This window comes from Polynucleobacter sp. JS-JIR-II-50, from assembly GCF_018687895.1.
In the GTDB taxonomy this organism is placed as follows: Bacteria; Pseudomonadota; Gammaproteobacteria; order Burkholderiales; family Burkholderiaceae; genus Polynucleobacter.
On sequence record NZ_CP061307.1, the window covers coordinates 282368 to 303177 of the forward strand.

Below are 20810 nucleotides of genomic sequence, written 5' to 3' on the forward strand. Positions count from 1 at the left end.
GTAATTACTTCTTAGCTTGGTTATTAACTTGACTGCTAAACACGATATTCGAGAGATTGGCATCGCGCGCCGCCTCCAGTGCACTCATCACTGATTGGTGGGGCGCCTTGGCATCCGCATCAATATTGACCTGCAGAGAGCTGGCGCCTTCCTTCTGATTGCTTTGTCCGTTTAACTGAGTTAATACATTACTGAGTTGTGATCGGTCTACAACTTTGCCATTAACTGCAAAGCGGCCATCGCGACTGACTGCAATATGAATTTGCTTGACCTCTGCTTGGCTCTCATTGCCATTGGCAGTGGGTAAAGTAATGGCGAGTTCTTGATACCGCGTGAAGGTTGTAGAGATCATTAAAAAGATTAGTACCACCAACAGCACATCAATAAAAGGAATCAGATTGATTTCTGGTTCTACTGGTGTGGCGCTACCCCCAAGAGAAAACTTTCTCTTGGATTGTGGATGTGTTTCTAACCAACTCATTTTGCGGAATCAGCTGGATAGAGTTTTTTAAACAGTTGACGGGTAAATTCTTCACATTCACGTTGACGTTGATTTGCCATTGCACGCAAACCACGCCAAGCAGCTAATGCGGGAATGGCAATCAATAGTCCAAATGCAGTGTTGTACAAAGCGACTGATATACCGTGGGCCAATTGTTGAGGGCTACCAGCAGCACCATTGATTGCCCCTTGGCTGCCAAAGATTTCAATCATGCCCACTACAGTGCCAAATAAACCCAATAGCGGAGCGACTGTAGCGATCGTGGCAAGAGCGCCTAAGTAGCGGTCCAATTTAAGCCAAGTGCTTTGTGCGGTCACCTGCAGCTCCTCCAGCGCAGCATCAGCAGTACTGCCCGACATTTTTTCTTGCAGCGCGCATGCCAATAAGGGGCTTGCAGGAGAAAGGTTGGACAATTCTGCAATCTGCTGCTCGGAAACAGTGGATTTGTTTCCAACCAACTGATTTGCAAGAGAAAAGACGCTTTCCAGACAGTTTTTGGGAAATATATGTGTTTGACGCAGATACCAGCCACGCTCTATGGCGATTGCTAGGCCCAATATGGAAATGATGAGGAGGGGCCAAATAGGCCAGCCAGCGGATAGTAAGATGGAGTACATAAGCTCAGTACTTTAGCTGAATTAAAAAGCCTGTTTCGGAAACCTAGCCTGTGGATAACTCTGTGCAAAACTTTTTTGAATTCGCTCTGTAAGTCCTTGATACATGGTTGGCTCAGTTTTATATTGCATTAAATTGAATTTATTGGATGTATTAATTCCTATATAAATCAATGGCTTGTATTTTTGATGTTGGATTTATGAGACGTTTTGGGTCAGTAATTACTTACTTATGAGCATTAAACCTAGAGTGAATCGTTATCTGTGGATATTTATTGGCGCCTAAGCCAGATGGCTGTGAGATTAAAGAAAAAAAATGTCGGAAATATCAAGGGAAATTCTGAGTGTTGGTGATCTAAACCGCGCCATTGCTGCCTCTTTGGAGGACCGTTTCGATACCGTCTGGGTCAGCGGGGAGATTTCCAACTTCAAGGCTTATGACAGCGGGCATTGGTATTTCTCGTTGAAGGACGCAGAAGGTCAGATTCGCTGTGTCATGTTCCGTGGTCGCAACGGCCAGGTTGGGTTCATGCCGCAATCTGGAGATCTGGTTGAGGTTAGCGCCAGTCTGGGCATGTATGTTCCTCGTGGAGATATTCAGCTCACTATTCAGACCTTACGACGCGCTGGTATGGGTGGTCTATACGAAGCCTTCCTAAAGCTCAAAGCCAAACTTGCTAAAGAAGGTTTGTTTGATGATGAGCGCAAACGCGAGATACCAACACATCCCAGATCCATCGGCATCATTACATCTCCACAAGCAGCAGCACTCAAAGATGTCTTAAGTACTTTGGCAAGAAGAGCGCCTCATATCCCGATTGTGATCTATCCAACTTTAGTTCAAGGTCCTGATGCACCTGCCGGAATTATTGCTGCACTCAAAGCGGCGGAAAAAGAAAAAGCAGTCGATGTCATATTGCTAGTGCGCGGTGGTGGCAGCATTGAAGATCTGTGGGCTTTTAATGATGAACAACTGGCTTATGCAATTGCAGATTCATCCATCCCAGTGGTGAGTGGTGTTGGACATGAAACGGATTTCACCATTGCCGACTTTGTTGCTGACCTACGTGCACCAACTCCGACGGGCGCGGCAGAGCTTGCAGCACCACGGCGAGATCAAATGCTGCAAGAGCTTGATGCCATCATGCAAGCGCTTCTCCAGCGTATCAACCAACGAGTTGAGCGCGAGGCGCAAACCATAGATCAATTGGCTCTGAGGCTCAGCCATGCTTTGCCCAACCCAGATCGCATGCGCGAACAAATTCATGGCTGGCAGCAGCGATTAAACCAAGCATGGTCAGTGCGTATAGAAAACTGGAAGCGTAATCAAGTGCACTACCAGTCTCAGTTGGAGATGCTCAATCCGCAGCGAACGCTTGAGCGTGGTTATGCGGTGATATTGAGCAAAAACAAAGAAGAGTTGCATGCTGTGCGCAACCCAAGTGAACTAGTTACAGCTCAAGAATATGAAATACAGGTTGCCGAAGGTGGTGTCACAGTAGAGTTGGCTAAAGTTGCTAGTGTCAAGTAAGCAAAATTCTACAAAGTGATATGACTAGAGTATGTTTGGTTCAATCTGCAAGCTAACACCAAATTTGTCGTGCACTTTTTCCTGAATGCATTTGGCTAAACCTAAAATATCTTGAGCGGTACCACCGCCATGGTTAACCAGTACAAGCGCTTGATGTTCATAAACACCAACCGAGCCCATGCGTTGACCCTTAAAGCCGCATTGATCGATAAGCCAACCAGCTGCGAGCTTACGTTTACCAGCTGCATCTGGATAAGACACTAGATTCGTATGAGCTCTCAGTAAAGTTTCATACTGCTCAACAGGAATTACAGGGTTCTGAAAGAAACTTCCAGCATTACCAATCACTTTGGGGTCTGGCAGCTTATGTGTGCGCACCCGACATACTGCTAAGAAGATATCTTCAGGACTCGGGTTGGAGTTCTCAGAAAATTGCTTTGCAAGATCTGCATAGTGGATGCGAGCCTGCCAAGCTTTAGGCAGCTTAAAAACGACCTTTGTCACGATAAAGCGGTGGGGATTTTGCTTGAAGTAGCTATCGCGGTAAGCAAAGTAGCATGCCTCATTTTGGAGAGTGACAAAGGCATGGTCTTTTGCATCAAATACTTCAATGCTATCAATGTAATCTGCAATTTCAACACCATAGGCGCCGATATTTTGAATGGGTGCTGCCCCAACTGTGCCGGGAATGAGTGCTAAGTTTTCTAGGCCAGGCAAATCATTCTCGAGTGTCCAAGCAACGAGTTCATGCCAGTTAACACCAGCACCAACTGCTAGATAGCTTGCCTTTTCATCGGAGGAAATGATTTCTTGCCCAGCGATATTCATGAGGAGGGTGGCACCTGGTAATGCGCTTGGGAGAATGACATTGCTACCCCCGCCTAAAACCCGCCATGGCAGGTTTTTTTCTGCAACTTCTGCAATCACTCCAGGAATTTGCTCGGGCGCGGTAATTTCGTAGGCCAGTTCCGCGCTGGTGTCAAAGCCAAAGGTGTTGCGGTGCTTCAACCCCAAATTTGGGATCAATTTTGCGGGTTGGGGCGCATTTTGAGCACGGTTCATGCCACAATCTTATTCGTAAAAGAATCCAGAGCATATTTTTTGGCAGTACAAGAAGCAAGAAATCTGCGATGGACGCCAAAATAGCCAGAAAATGTAAAGATTACGAGAGTAATTACGAGAAAACATAGGGAGTAAAAATGCCAACATTTGACGTAGTTTGTGAGCCCGACATGGTTGAGCTCAAAAATGCCATCGAGCAATCTAATAAAGAAATTACCAATCGTTTTGACTTCAAGGGCTCTGATAGCCGTGTTGAACAAAAAGATGAGGCATTAATCTTATTTGGTGATGACGACTTTAAATTGGGTCAAGTGCGTGATGTCTTGATTAACAAAATGGCCAAGCGTAATGTGGACGTACGTTATCTCAAAGATGAGAAAACAGAAACCATTGGCAGTGATAAGCGTAAGCAAACGATGAAGATTCAAAAAGGAATCACTTCTGACTTGGCAAAAAAAGTGGTGCGCATCATTAAAGATAGTAAGCTCAAAGTGCAAGCCAGTATTCAGGGTGATGCGGTACGTGTCACCGGTGCAAAGCGTGATGATTTACAAGAAACAATGGCCTTGCTTAAAAAAGAAGTAACAGAAGCGCCATTGGGCTTTAATAATTTCCGTGACTAAGAAGAGGCTTGGTGCAATGAAGATACTTAAACCCATTCCTGTATTTCAATCAGAACTTGATGAAAGACGGTTTTGGGAAATGAATGATGCTTCTGATTATTTTGATTTAAATAAAGCATTAAGAGTGGCAACACCAAATCTAAGACCCCACTCTGCGACTATGAAGTCTCAAGTTGGGGTATTTGGAAAATTGATATAGGACTTTATTTGGTGAAGGAACCCAGAAATTAGTTAAATCAGGTATCCGTAATTTGTCGTTGATTTGGGTTAAATCCCATCTATTCAATGAGAGCGTAAAGATTGCAATTACACCCAAAATAGTATATATTTTATATATATAAATTAACGAGGTGCCATGATGAGAGCTTCAAACGAAAACCTGTTGGTCAAATTCCGCTCTAAAGACACCCAATTTGGCGTGACTCGAACAACGGTTAAGGCAATTGCTAAAGAGCTCGATGTCAATGAAACGCAGGTTATCCATATGGCCTTGTCAAAATTTGCTACTGATGTTTTACCCTCTTATGCCCCTGATGATGGTCCGTTGACCGCAAAACAAGTCTTGGCATTGCGCAAGGATGCGGCCAAGCGCTTACCAAAAGGAAAACTGCTTGCACGCGATGTATTGTTTGCATGAGTCAGGCTTGGATGTTGCCAGCACCTGGCGATATCGTTTGGTGTTTGTTTCCAGAAGTTCCTAATAGTGAGCCAGGACCCAAACCCAGACCAGCCATTGTCCTGAGTGTCGAGCGTAGGGATGATGGCAATCAGGTCAGCGTGGTGTATGGAACATCCCAAAATCTGACAAGGCTCAAAGCTGGCGAAGTAGCAATAACCCAGACCAAGAATCCAGCTGCTTACGCACTAGCTGGATTGGCTTACGACACAAAGTTTGATTTCAAGGTGATTGTGGATCTGCCGTGGTCTGAGCGCTATTTCAAAGTACCCGCTAGAAGCCCGCATGGCAATACACCCAAGCTAGGCACCTTGCACGCAACTATTCTTCGCGCTGTTGAAGCGGCTTATCGTGCAGCATCAAATCGATAGGATGAAAAAATATATACCTCCAATCTCCGTGATAAGCCAGGAGGCCATTGAGCGCTTCTGCGATGCTTGCTGGCTTGAGGATGGGTTAGCTCAAAATAGCTTGTCCGCATACCGTAGAGACCTATTGTTATTGGCTCAGTGGTTACATAAAGACTCTGGCGCCGATCTATACGGTGTTACTGAAAAAGATCTTACGGCCTACATAGCGCACCGACGTGCTGACAAGGCAACTACCGCTAATCGACGCTTAACGGTATTTAAGCGCTTCTATCGTCATGCACTCCGTATCAATTTAGTGAAGAGTGATCCCTGCATTGGATTGCGCGCTGCTAAACAAGCGCTACGTTTTCCAAAGACGCTAAGTGAAGATCAAGTCACTGCATTACTCAATGCGCCCGATATTGAAACTCCATTAGGACTGCGAGATCGCACCATGTTGGAATTAATGTATGCCAGTGGTTTGCGCGTATCTGAAATTGTTTCTTTAAAAACAGTTGCTCTGGGTTTGAATGAGGGTGTAGTAAGAGTAGTGAATGGTAAAGGCGGTAAAGAACGCTTAGTGCCATTTGGTGGCGAAGCAGGGCAGTGGTTAAGGCGTTACTTGGCGGAAGCGCGTACCCCTTTGTTAGAAGGTAAAACAACGGATGCCGTATTTGTAGGGCGCCACACTGGTACCGGTTTAACTCGTCAAGCATTCTGGGCGCTGATTAAACGCTATGCCACATTGGCCAATATTCCGGTGGCTCTATCACCCCATACCCTGCGTCATGCATTTGCCACCCATTTACTTAATCATGGAGCGGATTTAAGGGTGGTACAACTCCTTTTGGGTCATGCCGATATCTCTACTACCCAGATCTATACCCACGTTGCCCGTGAACGTCTCAAATCGATACATCAGCAGCATCATCCCCGGGGTTCATAAGTGTTTAAGATAGCGGTATGGAATTAACCCTCGATCTCTTGCTTATCCCGATTGCCTACTTAATAGGCTCTATATCTTTTGCAGTGGTGGTGAGTAAGTGCATGCGCTTACCCGATCCTCACTCCTATGGCTCTGGCAATCCCGGTGCCACCAACGTGCTACGAACTGGTAATAAGTTAGCCGCCGTCTTAACGCTGATTGGTGATGCGCTGAAAGGTTATTTTGCAGTGATGCTGGCGCGAGTATTGCTTGGAGATGAATCTCTGACCTCCACCATGAGCTCATGGCTTTTGTGCGGAGTTGTTCTGGCAGTATTTTTAGGCCATCTCTTCCCCGTATTCCATGGATTTAAAGGCGGCAAAGGTGTTGCTACTGCTTGCGGTATTTTGTTTGGCATCAATTGGATTTTGGGATTAGCTACGCTGAGCACTTGGATTATTGTGGCGATGTTTATGCGCTACTCCTCTTTAGCGGCATTGGCTGCTGCAATCTTTGGCCCCATCTATTTTGTTTTCTTATTCGGCTTTCAGCCGATGGGCTTAGCCCTTCTGGTTGTTTGTGCATTACTCATCTGGCGCCATCGAAGCAACATTCAGAATTTACTCAATGGCAAAGAGAGTCGTATTGGCTCTAAAAAGACGCCAACATAACCAAAAAATAACTAACGGTACTTCTTATGACTATTGCTTACGCTTGCATTCTCTTCATGGGTCTTTTGCCTTATGTGGCAGCAGGCATTGCTAAAAAAGGTTTTCAGGGTTACGACAATGCGATGCCACGGCAATGGCTGGCAAAGCAAACTGGGTTTAGAGCTAGAGCCAATGCCGCTCAAGCCAATCTATTTGAATCCTTGCCACTCTTCTTTGCGGCAGTGATCGTTGCCGCAGTTGCCAATGCCCCTCAGGACAGAATTGATTTGCTGGCAATGGGATTTGTGATTGCGCGTATTGCCTATCTCATTTGCTATATCGCTAATTGGCCAACCACGAGATCCATCGTTTGGCTGTTTGGCATGATTTGTGTGGTGGCATTATTTTTCCAGATTTAAACACCTAATGGCTATTTCGGGCCCAGTTAAGTAACGTAATGCATTTCATCAACATATCTAAAACCATTAACACCGAGACAAATTATTTTTATGCCAACGCAAAAAACAGCTGTAACAAAAAAGTCAGTAGCAGTAAAAAAACTGCCGACTAAGGTTGTAGCCAAAACAGCAGCAAAAAAGGTAGCAGTTACTAAAAAAGAATCTGCAAAAGATGATTCTGGGCTGCCATTGTCAGTAGTGATTCGTCGCCGCATTGAGGCTCAGAAAGCCCGCTTTCATGCGAATGACAATATCTCGGCATTTATTAAGCCAGGCGAGTTAGAGGGTTTGGTAGATGAGGTAGCAGAGAAGATGCAGGCTGTTTTAGAAAGCCTCGTCATCGATACTGAAAATGATCACAATACCCAAAACACGAGTCGTCGTGTAGCAAAGATGTATGTGCAGGAGGTGTTTAATGGGCGTTATGTTGATCAGCCCACTTTAACCAAGTTCCCCAATGTGAGCCGCTTAAATGAGCTCATGATTATTGGCCCCATTACCGTTCGTAGTGCTTGCTCTCATCATCTATGCCCAATCATGGGTCGTATATGGATTGGTGTTTTACCAAGCAAAGACTCCGCCTTAATTGGCCTCTCTAAGTACTCCAGACTGACTGAATGGGTCATGTGTCGTCCGCAAATTCAGGAAGAGGCTGTTGTAGAGCTGGCGGATATGCTTGAGAAAAAGATCAGGCCAGTTGGCGTGGCTGTTGTGATGGATGCGGACCACTTTTGTATGCAGTGGCGTGGTGTTAAGGATCGTGATTCGAAAATGATCAACAGCGTGATGCGTGGAGCCTTCTTGAAAGACTCTAATTTACGTAGAGAGTTCTTGGCTTTGATTGATCGTAAGTAGGGTAATGAAAAAGCTTCTTATTCTGACTGTTTTGTTGATGGCGGGCTGCACTGCGGGCCCGATGCTGCAGAGTTACCAATCTGTTGCCGATGAAAAAGTGGAATCTCCATTCTTTTATGTTCCGCCGTTAAATCAAAAAGATTACACAGACCGCACTTGGATTTTGCTTGCAGAATCTAAAACCAAGAACTGGTTTTATGACCCGTACAGCTTAAGTGAGGATGAGGATGGCGTTTTAACCTACGATGCCTTCATTGCACCAAGAGAAAAAAGTAATTTAGCAACTTATAACGCCACTATGGTTGGTCCGTTCCGTCAAAAAGTGGATTGCTTTACTAATCATCAGTGGTCTGAAACTTTTTATACCCAGAATATTGTCTCGAAGGGGCCTTTGGTCGGCGACATCAAGCCCGTGAATGGCTCTGGCTGGGTAAAGATTGCCCCAAGAACCGCAATGGCTTATGTGCGCTCCCGTCTTTGCGGTAGAAAGTTCATTGACGATCAAAATATTAATTACTTCCTTTATCAAGAAGGTTCACTACCAGCGCCAATATCCCAGAAGGCGCCTGTAGAGATCTTTGATGAAAAAGAAAATAAGCAACTTGTCATTACTAAGCAAGAGGCAGACCTGGAGTTAGTGAATACTCAGTCCCCACTCTTTTATGAAGTCATTAATAACGAAGTAACGATTACCGACTCAAAAAAAGATGTTCGGCAAATGAGGTTGAGCTCGTACGTTTTAGGTAAAGATTTAACAAAACAAGCGGATTACTTTTTCACAGCCAAGTGCCAGGGAAATTCCTTTTCCTTAACCACTCAAGGTCAAGGCGAAAAATCTAGCGGTGTGATTGGTGCAAAAGATTCAATCGCAGCAGTTGCGTTCAATAGAGCGTGTGGTGATCATGGGGCATACATGAAGATAGTTAATAAGGGTAGAAATTGATTACAAAGATCATGCAGCTCAACTTACGAATTTCGCTGCTCGTATTTGTATTGAGTGTTGCTGCTTGTTCAACATTCCCTTCCGAAAACCAAAATCCCGCTAAAAATAACAAAGCGACTTACAACAGAGATCTCAAAGAATGCCAAGAGGATTACCCCGAAGTGGGTTCGGGGGTTCACATCCGTCAATGGATTAATTGCATGAAGCTTAAGGGCTGGAATTAATCGACGTTTTTAGTAGGAGATTTTATGAGAACAATTCTCATCTATATTTCTATATAAATCATTGACTTACGCCATGAGTGGCAGCAGCAAATCTTCTCCACTATGATCTCCCTTAGTTTTCAAAGGTGCGCATGGTTTTGAAATGCGCGTGCAAGTTAATCACTGATTTATTTTTGGAGAATCCATGAAAAATAGTCGTCGCCAATTTATGATTTTGTCTGCTGCTGGTGCCTGTACTTTGGCATTGAACGGTAAAGTTCAAGCTCAAGCTATGGTTGCAGAAACTGATCCACAAGCTGCTGCATTGGGCTATAAGGCTGATGCCTCCAAGGTAGATAAAGCAAAGTACGCTAAGTATGCTGCTGGTCAACAATGCAGCAACTGTGCATTGTTCCAAGGTAAAGCTGACGCAGCTGCAGGCGGTTGCTCATTGTTTGCTGGCAAGCAAGTTGCTGGTAAAGGCTGGTGCTCTGCTTACGCTAAGAAGGCGTAATTGGATAACAAGTAGTTGCAAGCAATCGTGTATTGATGCCCTGGTGTAAACGGGGCAACAAAAAGCCACCCTAGGGTGGCTTTTTATATTCCTGCAGTCAATTGCTGATTGAGGGGGTGTATCCTTTTGGTAAAAACTATCCTAGGAGATTTCCTCTGAAAGCCCGTATCAAAAAGAATTTGCAGCGCTACGCTTTTTATTTAGGTGGCGACCAGCCTCCAGTGGCTATGGTGGAGCGAGTGCGCTCTGGTTTTGGGGTTTTTATTGGGCTGATGTTGGTGCTTACTACCGCCAAGTATCTTGGAGAACTTGGGGGTATTGATGAATGGCTAATGGCTTCATTGGGGGCTAGCGCCTTATTGGTCTTTGTCTTGCCAGGCAGTCCAATGGCTCAGCCCTGGGCCGTCATCGCCGGTAATACCTTGTCGGCCTTAGTTGGCATTTGCATTGCCCATCTAGTGGGGGAGCCTCTGATAGCTATGCCTTTAGCGGCTAGCCTTTCTATTTTGGGAATGTTTTTTCTTAGGTGTTTGCATCCTCCAGCAGCCGCAGTGTCTTTAATTGTGGTGCTGGGCCATGTTTTGCACTTCCGCTATGCTTTTTTCCCGGTAATGGTCGATTCGATTCTGTTGGTGATGGCCGGAGCGGCTTACAGCAATCTCACTGGTAAGCGCTATCCCAATAGGCCCAGCTAAGGTCGCAGTGATCGGGGTCTTCAAGAGCGGGGGGTAATAAAAAAGGGGCAATAGCCCCTTTTTAAAACGCAGAAGGATCTATTGGATGCGCCCAGCTGCTATAGAGGCCTTGCAGTCCTTAATTCCATAGTTTTGGTATTTACCCGCATTTTCTTTGCGAATAGATTGACCACACTCTGTCAGTGAGTTGCGAAGGTTAATTTTAGGTATGTTGCCTGCTGTCATTTTGACTCCTTATTTATAGTTTTACATTCCAGCGCGTAATAGCGTCTCCTATTGTGCGCCTGAATAATTTTAATAAATAATTGGCACTTTGTAGGCAGCTAAAGCCTATAAAATGAATCTTGTTCAAATAAAAAGGCTTTCGATAGACAAATGGCTTTAGTTATCCCAGTCATCCTTTGCGGTGGGTCAGGCACCAGACTTTGGCCTTTATCGCGCTCGGGGTTCCCTAAGCAGTTTTTAGTTTTATCGGGCGATGGTTCTTCTCAGAGCTTATTTCAGCAAGCAGTAGAGCGAATTAATTCTGTTGGCAATGACAGCAACAGCAAGATCAGATTAGGTGACACCCTAGTCGTCACCAACGAAGATCATCGATTCTTAGTTTTGGATCAATTGCGCGAAATGCAATTGATCAAAGCTAAATTGATACTAGAGCCCATTGGAAGAAATACGGCGCCTGCTTTAAGTATGGCGGCACTCTGTGCGCAGCAATTATCAAATGGTGAAGATCCCATCTTGATCATTACGCCCGCAGATCAAACCATTAAAAATCAAAAGGCTTTTACGAAAGCACTGCAAGATTCCATCCAGTCTGTGGAAGCTTCACCAAACTCGATTGCAATTTTGGGCATTACTCCAACTGCGCCAGAAACGGGTTATGGCTATATTCAGCGTGCAGATAGCAAAGACTTAAATAATGCTTACGAGGTGAAGAGATTCGTGGAGAAGCCCGATAGCAAGACTGCACAGGCCTATCTAGCCGAAGGCTCCTATCTTTGGAATAGCGGTATGTTTGTTTTGAAGGCGAGCACTTGGCTAGCCGCTTTAGCAGAATTTAGGCCTGACATTAGTGAGGCATCACATAAGGCTTGGCAGGCAAAATCAGAAGATGCTTCCGGTGGCGTAGGATTCATTCGTCCTGGCAAAGAAGAATTTAAAGCTATTCCAAGTGAGTCTATTGACTATGCCGTGATTGAAAAATGCCCACAATCGCAATTTCCGATCAAAATGGTTGAGCTAGATGCCGGCTGGAATGATCTAGGTGCATGGGAGGCAGTCTGGCAAGTGGGTCGGCAAGATCAAGATGGCAATGTGACTAGCGGTGATACTTTAATCACGAATTCTAAAAACTCATTAGTGCACGCTAGCAGTAGATTGGTCAGTGTTGTTGGTATAGAAAATCTAGTGATTGTTGAAACAGCTGATGCAGTATTAATTGCTGATAGAAAAAATAGCCAAGACGTTAAAAATATTGTGACGCAATTAGAGGCTCAGGGTAGAGAAGAAAAGAATCTACACCGTAAAGTGGCAAGACCATGGGGCTGGTATGACAGTGTGGATGAAGGTGAGCGCTTTAAGGTAAAGCGTATTCAGGTAAAGCCAGGAGCCAGCCTGTCATTGCAAATGCATCACCACCGAGCTGAGCATTGGATTGTGGTGAAGGGTACAGCGGAGATTACCAATGGCGATCAAGTCATTACGCTGACTGAAAATCAAAGTACTTACATTCCTCAGGGGCAAACACATAGATTGGCCAACCCTGGAAATGAACCTTTAGAAATCATTGAGGTTCAATCGGGCAGCTATCTTGGCGAAGATGACATCGTGCGCTTTGAGGATACCTACGGGCGCAATTAAAATTCTATTAGAAACTACAAGTAAAATTACGGTTCTAAGATAAACGGCATAAAAGCGAGAAGAGTATGGGCGCATCACAAAAAGTAGCCTTAATCACGGGTATTACAGGCCAAGACGGTTCTTATCTTGCAGAGTTCCTATTGGAAAAAGGCTACATTGTTCACGGCATTAAGCGTCGTGCCTCTTCTTTTAATACCGAGCGTATCGATCATATCTATCAAGATCCACACATCAATCATCCGGATTTGATTTTGCATTACGGTGATTTGACTGACACCAGTAACTTGGTGCGCATCATTCAGGAGTGTCAGCCTGATGAGATTTATAACTTGGGCGCTCAATCACATGTTGCCGTTTCTTTTGAGTCCCCTGAATACACCGCTGATGTGGATGCCATGGGCCCACTCAGAATGCTTGAGGCTATCCGCATTCTTGGTCTAGAAAAGAAAACCCGTTTTTATCAGGCCTCTACTTCCGAGCTCTACGGCTTAGTACAAGAAATCCCGCAAAAAGAAACAACACCCTTTTATCCTAGAAGTCCATATGCAGTTGCCAAGATGTATGCCTACTGGATTACAGTGAACTATCGTGAGGCATATGGCATATATGCGTGTAACGGCATCTTGTTTAATCATGAGTCTAAGCGCCGTGGTGAAACCTTTGTGACTCGTAAGGTAACCCGCGGTCTTGCCAATATTGCCCAGGGCCTTGAGAAATGCTTATACATGGGTAATATCGATGCCCTGCGTGACTGGGGCCATGCTAAAGACTATGTGCGCATGCAATGGCTAATGCTTCAACAAGATAAGCCAGAAGACTTTGTGATTGCTACTGGAGTGCAGTTCACTGTGCGTGAATTTATTACCCGTAGCGCTAAACAGTTGGGTATTACTCTCAAGTTCGAGGGCAAAGCTGAGAATGAGAAGGCGATTGTCGCTAGCATTGAAGGTGATAAAGCCCCAGCCTTAAAAGTGGGTGATGTCATTGTTCAAATTGATCCGCGTTACTACCGTCCTACCGAAGTAGAAACACTCTTAGGCGATCCTACTAAGGCAAAAACAAAACTCGGTTGGGTGCCAGAAATTACCCTCGATCAAATGATCGTAGAAATGGTTGCCAATGATTTGGATCAAGCTAAGCAACATGCCCTACTAAGTAAGCATGGTTACTCGGTTGCAGTTGGTAAAGAGAATTAAAGAGAAGATTAATACATGCCAACAGATTTAAAGCAAAAGATTTATGTAGCTGGTCATCGAGGTATGGTCGGCTCGGCAATTGTGCGTAATCTGCAAGCTAAGGGCTATACCAATATAGTCACCAGAACACATGCTGAACTTGATTTAACTAATCAAGCTGCTGTACAAGCATTCTTTGAGGAAGAGAAGCCCGATCAAGTGTATTTAGCTGCCGCGAAGGTTGGTGGTATTCATGCGAACAATACCTTTCCCGCAGAATTTATTTATCAAAACCTCATGATGGAGGCAAATGTTATCCATCAAGCCTTTGTCAGCGGTGTAAAAAGGCTGCTTTTCTTGGGTTCAAGTTGTATCTATCCTAAATTAGCACCGCAACCGATGAGTGAAGACGCTCTTCTCACTGGTAAGTTAGAGCCAACGAATGAGCCCTATGCCATTGCCAAAATTGCTGGTATTAAGATGTGCGAGAGTTACAACCGTCAATATGGTGATAGCCATGGAATTGATTACCGCTCAGTAATGCCGACCAATCTCTATGGACCGGGTGATAACTATCACCCAGAGAACAGTCATGTGATTCCAGCTTTAATTAGAAGATTTCATGAAGCTAAAGCAGGTAACGCTCCTGAGGTTGTAATCTGGGGAACTGGAACCCCAAGACGCGAGTTTCTCTATGTGGATGACATGGCTGCCGCCTCTGTCTTTGTGATGAATTTAGATAAATCCACCTATGACCAACATACTGAGCCTATGCAGAGTCATATTAACGTAGGATTTGGTAGTGATATCACTATTGCTGAGTTAGCAACTGCTGTAGCTAAAGCAACGGGATATCAAGGCAAGATCAGCTTTGATCCAAGTAAGCCTGATGGGGCACCACGAAAGTGGATGGACTCCTCTAGGTTGAGGAATCTTGGATGGATTCCATTAGTAGATCTAGAGAGCGGCCTATCTGAGGCTTATAGAGCAATGCAAGCTAACGAGAAAGCACTGAATTAGCAATGCTGATGATGTTGGTAATAGCATCTTAACTATTCTATTAGCTAAAATTTCTTCTAAATTGCCTCACCATTTTTTTTCTTATACTCTCTGGATGAGATTCGGTAAATTGTCCAGTTGATCCAGAGATGCCATAAACCAGAGGCTTAATTTTAAATTCAGTCCCAGTAACTTTACTAAGAATGATGTCTTTAGCAAAAGCATGTTCTAAAAAGTAAGATTGAAAGTCATTGCTGTTTTTATGACTGTTTAATAATTTTTTTAAATAAAAATCTTTTTCTACGACGTAGAACCGAGTGTCACAAGCTTGATAGTTAAATGAGTACCTGGAGTCGTACTGTTTCTCGATGCTAATATTTTTTTGGTGGCTATCAGCACATTCCTGAAAATTACTTACCCAGTACTTTGCTGTACATTTAGAGAATGTGTTGCACTTTTTCAATATCTCTGAATGATTCAGAGCATAGGCAATGATCTCTCCCTCCCCATATCCTTTGCCTCTGTGTTTTACCATCTCAATATCATTAATAAAATGCATTACTTCAAGGTTGAGAGTCTTTAAAAGAGGGGTTTTATTAATTAACCCCTGAAAGTCATAACCTGATCCATCACAAATAACAATCTCTTGGCCTGGTGAGATTAGTGCCCATTGCTCAAGGGACTTTATAGTGGCATTAATTCTCTCAGCGGGGTCATTTAATTCAACAAATGGCGCATTTGGTTGAGCTACAGAAGTTATTAGTACAGGGATATTTTTCATGACGCTGAAATCTTAAAATAAGCATGATTTCTTACAACGTTCTCTAGTTTTTGATAAAAAGAAAATTTCTCATCAATTTCCTTTGCAATTTTCTCGCGATTTTCTGCGACGCCAAGATATGAGTCGGTATGCACTAGATTATTTGCCAGCTTAATACTTTTTGGGCTTAGATCTGGAAGAAAGTGAAACCATTCACTTGGAAGTAAGTCAAATATTTTTTCACTGCCATAATAAATTGGCATACACCCACATAGTAATGAGTCAAATATTTTTTCGGATATGTACCAATCTTCGACAGAGTTTTCAATTGCTAGGTTGTAGCGGTATTGTGAAAGGGTTTTGTATTTGCTAGCTGCATAGCCTCGGTAAGTCGGGAGACTTTGTATTGACTTGCTATATCGACCGAAGATATCAAACTGGGGAGTCGACTTGGAAACCCCCTCTAAAAATCTTCTTCTATCTTCATAGCCTGGCACTCCATTAAATCCTGAGACCACCGAGCAAATGAGTTTTTTTCTACCGGGTTTAATGGTGTTCAGCTCTTCGGCTGATGCCATATGATGAAAATGAACATGAGGTATGGTTCGTAGGTGTGTGATGCGATCGGAGACATCGGCACCTGACTCGCTCTTGATTAATTTGTTGATATTGTCAATTTGACTGATGATCACCATCTTGTGAAGCGATAGAAGTTCATCCGCTATGGTAGATTGATATAGGTGTTTGTATGCTTCGGGCTCATGATAAAAAAGAATGATCTTTTGCTCTGGTCGCGCTATACCATTTTCAATTGCATTAATAAAGACAACTACCTCTGCATCCTTGGCTTCATTTACCAGAAAGAAATCAAATTCTTTATTTATGGATGATTGATAAAAACGGGTAAATTGAAATTTAAACCCAGTTTGATGGATATAAACCTTGGTTTTATTTTCTGGAGAAAAGGTGCCTTCGTACTCTCTTTGAAAAATTGCTTCTCGAAGCTCTTTTTCCGCGTTCTCAATACTCAGAATGCGCTTCTGCCTAGATTTCCTGAGGCTATGCATTAATTGGGATAAAAGCAGCATGATTGATGAGTTCTATGAAGGGCAGGCGAATGATGAAATTTTCATCGCAATAACGCACTAAGTGTACTTTTAAATAAGTATTAAGCCAATCTTCAGTTGAGCGGAGGGGTGTATCGGACTCATTAAATTGATGGCTTAATTACTTAAATTATTTGTAAAAGATTGTGGGGCGGGTGCGATAATGGTTACCGTGTAAGGATGCTAGATTTAGACCCTTTTCCATGACTTTAATTTGTATAGAGAATGCTAGATGAATTATTCCATTGTAATTACTACGTTTGATAAACGGTTTGAGGCTTTTTTTAAGCCATTGCTGCTGTCAATCAAGCAACTAAGGCCTAATGTTGAAGTAATAGTGATGGTTAATGGGCCGGCAAAGGCTGAATTTGATCCTGCGTTCCGTTCTTCCGTGTTGGAGTTAATGGCTTCAACCCAATCGGTATATCCAACCATGTTTCCTAGCTTTCAATCCTTGGCTAAATTGTGGAATCGAGGCGTGCTAACGAGTTCAAATGATCGAGTTTTGATTCTGAATGATGATTTGGGTATTGATCCTCATGTAGAAAATTCATTCTTCGACCAATTTGAGGCCGTGTTGAACAGTGTTCCCAATAAAACATTCACAATTAATGGCAGTTTTTCTCACTTTGTGGTGTCAAAAGAGGAGCTTACAAAAGTTGGGTTTTTTGATGAGCGCTTATTGGGGCTCGGTGAAGAGGATGGAGATTTTTACTGGCGATACCATGAAACTTTTGATAATGAAATTCCATCATTTGATATTGGAAATATTGACAACGTCCATTCTGATATTACCGATGGTGGATATACGAAGGGCATTAGAACAGCGTCTAAATTTAATCGCGAGTTTATTAAAACGAAGAAGTATCAAGATATTTGGTTTGGTGGCTATAAAGGTATGTTTGATAAGCGAGTCAAGAAAATTCTGCCTGATGAAATTCAATACCCCTATGAAAATTTTTACCAAGCCAATAAAGATTTACTTTAAGCATAGCTTGCCTCGCTAAAGTCATAGACATTTAAATATGAAGTTAGTCATTTCCATACTAATATTTTTCTTCAATTCTTTTAGTAAGAAAAAATTAAGCTACCAAGCTATTGGTAATGCCTATTTGGTGTGCGAATCTCAATTTGATAAGAATATTTTTGATTACTGCTCTTATATTAAGGATGGGCTTTTAAAAGAACTTCCCAATATCAGTCGGCGAAGTATCTTTTTTTTAAGAGTTCATCCGCCGATCTTATTTCGCTTTGTGGCTCCTTGCTACAGCATTTTTGTTCAGGTTGAGCATACTCTGGTAAAGCCGGGGGGCAGAGACAGCGAGGGATTCGAAGCTGGAGCGTTGCTTATTCCAGGCGTCTCTTCCTCTATGACATATCTCGCAAGACTAAGCAAATATGAGTCAATGAAAAAGTTTGACTTTATTGTTGAATACAGTCGAATTAATTTAGTCAACATCCAAGGCGCCGCAAAATTTAGCAATCTTAGGGATAAGGTGCTTTATCTAAGTCCCGCACTATATAAATTAAATAGTGCTTCAAGCGATGCTAGAAGACGTAACTTTATTACTATTACTAATTTTGGTAATGCAGAGGAACCCCGTCGCAAGAATTTTTTAGAAGTAATGCGCTCTAAAGAAATTCCCATTCAAAATATTCGCACATGGTATTCGGATGTGGAAGAGCTTTATGCGCGCACACGTATTTTGGTAAATATTCGTCAGACTGATCACCACGATACCCTTGAAGAGCTGCGTGTACTTCCTGCCCTAAGATCAGGTGTAATAGTTATCAGTGAGCTTGCACCATACAAAGAGCTCATCCGTTATGCTGAATTTATCATCTGGGGAACGCTGGACGAGTTGCCTGAAATTATTCGTAATGTTCAAGATAATTACGAGGCTACCTGGAATTCTATTTTTGGGACGAGTAAATTTGCGCGACGAATGAATCGCCTAGAGCTCTGCAATCAATTGACCATGGCGCGGTGGGCGAAGCAGATAAATTGCAAACTGACATCATCGAGATAAATTCAATGGATGTGACATTTGAAACTAAAGTTTGGGAAAAGGACTGGGATCTTATTATGAAGACCCCTTTTCTTGAGCGAACAATCGATCGTTGTGGCGATTTAGTAAGTAACAGAGTTTTGTATATTAATAATGTAAAGAATGAACAAGAAGTGATTCAGGTTGCCAATCAACTAGTAGCGAAGGGCACCATTGACAGCTGGATTTTGGTTGAGGAGTATGCAGAGCAGGCTTTATCCTATTTCAATCTGAGTAAAGAGAAATTAGGCGTTGGCTACTACTATTCCATAGCTGAGTTAGTTTCTATTTACCTTTGTGATACCAAATATCTGTTGCACTTTTCAGGAGATGCAACTGTAGTCAAGGGCACTCCTCAAGATTGGTTAGCTCAAGGGATAAAAGTGCTTGAAGATAATCCGAATGTGGCAGTTTTTAATCTTGCATGGACAAATAACTTTAAATCCATTAGGGAAGAGTCTGAAAGTGAATATGAGAATTGCTTTTATGGATATGGATTTTCAGATCAGATGTATTTAATTCGGACGGTAGACTACAAGCAGAAAATCTATGAGTACTACAATGCCGCTTCTGAACGTTATCCTAAATTTGCAGGCGAGCTTTTTGAAAAGCGAGTAGATTCGTGGATGAGGGAAAATCAGCTCTTAAGGGCAACCTACAAACATGGAAACTACTTGCACGAAAATTTTCCCCGGAGACGTAGTTGGAGGTGGTTTAAAAAGCGCTATTCACTGACAAACTTTTTTTCATGATTTTTAATTAGCGATGACCCAAAAAATAACTTCCAAACCGTTCGATGTAACCCACTCTATTCAAATCCCAATAGGGATCATTTTTTTACAGTGCGTAACTTTCGTTATGCTCTACTCAGTCTGGATCTTGCCCGAGATCGCCGCCTGGAGAAATACATCCCTAGTAATTGGTGCGGCCCTAGGTTTGTATGTGAGCTATCAATATCGATTCCTATTACTTAACAAAGTGGCTCTACCGATTTGGCTTGTCGGAATGCTTTTTATATGGGCAAGCTTTCATTTACTTTTTCTGTCTCAAAATCCAGTTGTGCAGTTGATCGAATTCAAGGGTATCTGGAAAAGAGCATTGCTCGCTGTCATTTTTGCGTTGGGTCTGGGGCTATCGATCGCAAACAATACCGAGAGAATAAAAAAATGGGCATGGCTGTTGATCTATTTAGGTCTATTGATGCCCACCTTGATCTATTTGTTGAAATGGACTCTCACCTATTATGGCCAAAGCATCTTTGGACTTGAATCAGTTCCCCTCTTTCTAAAGGTCTATCCAGGTTCCCAGCTCTTTTACGTGCCAAAAACAGATTATGTGGTTTTTTGCTTACCCACCCTTGCAGTTGCTTTGGGGCAAATACTCACTTTATTGCAAGAAAAGCGGATTAACTGGGCTCAGTTATTTATCTATGGCGCCTCTATTGCCGCGGTATCTTTTGTCTTTTATGGCCAAAATATAAAAAATGGATTTGTTTACGAGGCACTACTTTTCATACTTTTTTTATTGATGATGGCGGTCTTGATCAAGAAACACTGGACTCCAATCAAGGTGGGAATTATTGCTCTTATACTTATTGGAGTGGGTTTTGTGGGGTACAAGCATATTCAACAAAATGATTCTTGGGCTAGCTTTGCTGCAGACTCCAAAATTGCAGTTCAACTAGATCGTTACCAAGAATGGAAATTTAATGGAGAAAAGGGCTACCCACTCAATGAGCTAGGTAAGCCTGTGTCTGCAACCAATTATGAGAGGATTGCCTGGGGATTGGTAGGTATAAAACTTTTTCAAGAAAATCTCTTGGGGTATGGGCTGATTGAAAATTCTTTTGGGCCATTGGTAAATAAAAAATGGCCAGAAGCAAGTGTGCACTTAACTCATGCCCACAGCGGCTGGTTGGATCTAGCTCTTGGATTAGGATTGCCTGGCATCGCATTAGTTCTGGTTGCTTTGATTTTGGCGCTACAACTGGCTCGTGATTCAACCGCGCCATGGAAAAATCTTGGAAGATGGGTGCTTTTATCGACACTCTTGCTATGGTGTACTACCGAAGTATCAAATAATGGAAACTTTGACCCACTCCTTTTTTGGATCGTATTAACTGCTAGCCTAGCTTTAAGGGTTAACCATAAATCCAATTAATGCATGCCTGGGCAATGAAAAAATGAATCTATTTTTAGGGTTACAAGATTCATAAGGGTTATTAGCCTAGGCGTCAGAATAAGGCGTAAATATTGCCCTAA

Annotated in this window: 25 protein-coding genes; 20 read left to right on the forward strand and 5 right to left on the reverse strand. The window is 43.0% G+C overall.

Annotated features, from left to right (window positions below; genetic code table 11):
* Window positions 1-4 precede the first annotated feature (4 nt).
* Together FD963_RS01525 and FD963_RS01530 are read right to left on the reverse strand one after the other, a co-directional pair.
* Window positions 5-481 (reverse strand): biopolymer transporter ExbD, encoded by a 477-nt coding sequence (locus FD963_RS01525; RefSeq protein WP_215362635.1) that lies wholly within the window; start codon window positions 479-481, stop codon window positions 5-7.
* Window positions 478-1119, reverse strand: coding sequence for a MotA/TolQ/ExbB proton channel family protein (locus tag FD963_RS01530; RefSeq protein ID WP_215362636.1), 642 nt, complete (start codon window positions 1117-1119; stop codon window positions 478-480). Before FD963_RS01530 ends, FD963_RS01525 begins: the two co-directional genes overlap by 4 nt.
* 313 nt (window positions 1120-1432) lie before the next feature.
* Between FD963_RS01530 and xseA the strand changes: the two genes are divergently transcribed.
* Window positions 1433-2647 (forward strand): exodeoxyribonuclease VII large subunit, encoded by a 1215-nt coding sequence (gene xseA / locus FD963_RS01535; RefSeq protein ID WP_215362637.1) that lies wholly within the window; start codon window positions 1433-1435, stop codon window positions 2645-2647.
* A 24-nt stretch (window positions 2648-2671) separates the two neighbouring features.
* On the opposite strand, the gene murB is transcribed toward xseA, so the two are convergent.
* Window positions 2672-3661, reverse strand: a complete 990-nt coding sequence (gene murB / locus FD963_RS01540) for a UDP-N-acetylmuramate dehydrogenase (RefSeq protein WP_371818479.1) — start codon at window positions 3659-3661, stop codon at window positions 2672-2674.
* A gap of 185 nt (window positions 3662-3846) precedes the next feature.
* Between murB and FD963_RS01545 the strand changes: the two genes are divergently transcribed.
* From FD963_RS01545 to FD963_RS01615, 15 genes are all read left to right on the forward strand, one after another.
* Window positions 3847-4332, forward strand: coding sequence for a YajQ family cyclic di-GMP-binding protein (locus tag FD963_RS01545; RefSeq protein WP_215321476.1), 486 nt, complete (start codon window positions 3847-3849; stop codon window positions 4330-4332).
* Between the two features lie 16 nt (window positions 4333-4348).
* The gene (locus tag FD963_RS01550) at window positions 4349-4531 is read left to right on the forward strand and encodes a CopG family antitoxin (protein WP_215362639.1); all 183 of its coding nucleotides are present in this window, start codon (window positions 4349-4351) and stop codon (window positions 4529-4531) included.
* 156 nt (window positions 4532-4687) lie between these two features.
* Complete coding sequence (locus FD963_RS01555) at window positions 4688-4969, forward strand: hypothetical protein (RefSeq protein ID WP_215364025.1); 282 nt, start codon at window positions 4688-4690, stop codon at window positions 4967-4969.
* Window positions 4966-5379: a type II toxin-antitoxin system PemK/MazF family toxin gene (locus FD963_RS01560; protein WP_215362640.1), complete on the forward strand. Its 414-nt coding sequence runs from the start codon at window positions 4966-4968 to the stop codon at window positions 5377-5379. Before FD963_RS01555 ends, FD963_RS01560 begins: the two co-directional genes overlap by 4 nt.
* A gap of 1 nt (window position 5380) precedes the next feature.
* Entirely contained in the window at window positions 5381-6304 is a 924-nt protein-coding gene (gene xerD, locus FD963_RS01565; RefSeq protein ID WP_215362641.1) for a site-specific tyrosine recombinase XerD, read from the forward strand.
* Window positions 6305-6321: 17 nt separating this feature from the next.
* Window positions 6322-6954: a glycerol-3-phosphate 1-O-acyltransferase PlsY gene (gene plsY, locus FD963_RS01570; protein ID WP_215362642.1), complete on the forward strand. Its 633-nt coding sequence runs from the start codon at window positions 6322-6324 to the stop codon at window positions 6952-6954.
* Window positions 6955-6980: 26 nt separating this feature from the next.
* Window positions 6981-7352 carry an MAPEG family protein gene (locus FD963_RS01575; protein WP_215362643.1) on the forward strand — a complete coding sequence of 124 codons (372 nt, stop codon included), beginning with the start codon at window positions 6981-6983 and terminating at the stop codon, window positions 7350-7352.
* A gap of 90 nt (window positions 7353-7442) precedes the next feature.
* Window positions 7443-8246 carry a GTP cyclohydrolase I gene (folE, locus tag FD963_RS01580; RefSeq protein WP_215362644.1) on the forward strand — a complete coding sequence of 268 codons (804 nt, stop codon included), beginning with the start codon at window positions 7443-7445 and terminating at the stop codon, window positions 8244-8246.
* Between the two features lie 4 nt (window positions 8247-8250).
* Entirely contained in the window at window positions 8251-9189 is a 939-nt protein-coding gene (locus tag FD963_RS01585) for a hypothetical protein (RefSeq protein ID WP_215362645.1), read from the forward strand.
* Window positions 9186-9413: a hypothetical protein gene (locus FD963_RS01590; protein ID WP_215362646.1), complete on the forward strand. Its 228-nt coding sequence runs from the start codon at window positions 9186-9188 to the stop codon at window positions 9411-9413. Before FD963_RS01585 ends, FD963_RS01590 begins: the two co-directional genes overlap by 4 nt.
* A gap of 184 nt (window positions 9414-9597) precedes the next feature.
* On the forward strand, window positions 9598-9906 hold the full coding sequence (locus FD963_RS01595; RefSeq protein WP_215362647.1) for a high-potential iron-sulfur protein: 309 nt from the start codon (window positions 9598-9600) through the stop codon (window positions 9904-9906).
* 179 nt (window positions 9907-10085) lie between these two features.
* The gene (locus FD963_RS01600; RefSeq protein ID WP_251367257.1) at window positions 10086-10601 is read left to right on the forward strand and encodes an HPP family protein; all 516 of its coding nucleotides are present in this window, start codon (window positions 10086-10088) and stop codon (window positions 10599-10601) included.
* A gap of 375 nt (window positions 10602-10976) precedes the next feature.
* Entirely contained in the window at window positions 10977-12461 is a 1485-nt protein-coding gene (locus FD963_RS01605) for a mannose-1-phosphate guanylyltransferase/mannose-6-phosphate isomerase (RefSeq protein ID WP_215362648.1), read from the forward strand.
* A gap of 65 nt (window positions 12462-12526) precedes the next feature.
* A complete protein-coding gene (gene gmd / locus FD963_RS01610; RefSeq protein WP_215362649.1) occupies window positions 12527-13657 on the forward strand; it encodes a GDP-mannose 4,6-dehydratase in 1131 nt (376 codons plus the stop codon).
* Between the two features lie 15 nt (window positions 13658-13672).
* On the forward strand, window positions 13673-14656 hold the full coding sequence (locus FD963_RS01615) for a GDP-L-fucose synthase (protein ID WP_215362650.1): 984 nt from the start codon (window positions 13673-13675) through the stop codon (window positions 14654-14656).
* 40 nt (window positions 14657-14696) lie between these two features.
* Here FD963_RS01615 and FD963_RS01620 read toward each other — a convergent pair whose 3' ends face one another.
* Both FD963_RS01620 and FD963_RS01625 read right to left on the reverse strand, forming a co-directional pair.
* Window positions 14697-15416: a hypothetical protein gene (locus FD963_RS01620; protein WP_215362651.1), complete on the reverse strand. Its 720-nt coding sequence runs from the start codon at window positions 15414-15416 to the stop codon at window positions 14697-14699.
* Complete coding sequence (locus FD963_RS01625) at window positions 15413-16483, reverse strand: glycosyltransferase family 10 domain-containing protein (RefSeq protein ID WP_215362652.1); 1071 nt, start codon at window positions 16481-16483, stop codon at window positions 15413-15415. The genes FD963_RS01620 and FD963_RS01625 overlap by 4 nt, the downstream gene beginning before the upstream one ends.
* Window positions 16484-16733: 250 nt before the next feature.
* Between FD963_RS01625 and FD963_RS01630 the strand changes: the two genes are divergently transcribed.
* From FD963_RS01630 to FD963_RS01645, 4 genes are all read left to right on the forward strand, one after another.
* On the forward strand, window positions 16734-17489 hold the full coding sequence (locus tag FD963_RS01630; protein WP_215362653.1) for a glycosyltransferase family 2 protein: 756 nt from the start codon (window positions 16734-16736) through the stop codon (window positions 17487-17489).
* 37 nt (window positions 17490-17526) lie between these two features.
* Window positions 17527-18531 (forward strand): hypothetical protein, encoded by a 1005-nt coding sequence (locus FD963_RS01635; protein WP_215362654.1) that lies wholly within the window; start codon window positions 17527-17529, stop codon window positions 18529-18531.
* A complete protein-coding gene (locus FD963_RS01640) occupies window positions 18489-19301 on the forward strand; it encodes a hypothetical protein (RefSeq protein ID WP_215362655.1) in 813 nt (270 codons plus the stop codon). The genes FD963_RS01635 and FD963_RS01640 overlap by 43 nt, the downstream gene beginning before the upstream one ends.
* A gap of 106 nt (window positions 19302-19407) precedes the next feature.
* A complete protein-coding gene (locus FD963_RS01645) occupies window positions 19408-20709 on the forward strand; it encodes an O-antigen ligase family protein (RefSeq protein ID WP_215362656.1) in 1302 nt (433 codons plus the stop codon).
* Window positions 20710-20810 lie beyond the last annotated feature (101 nt).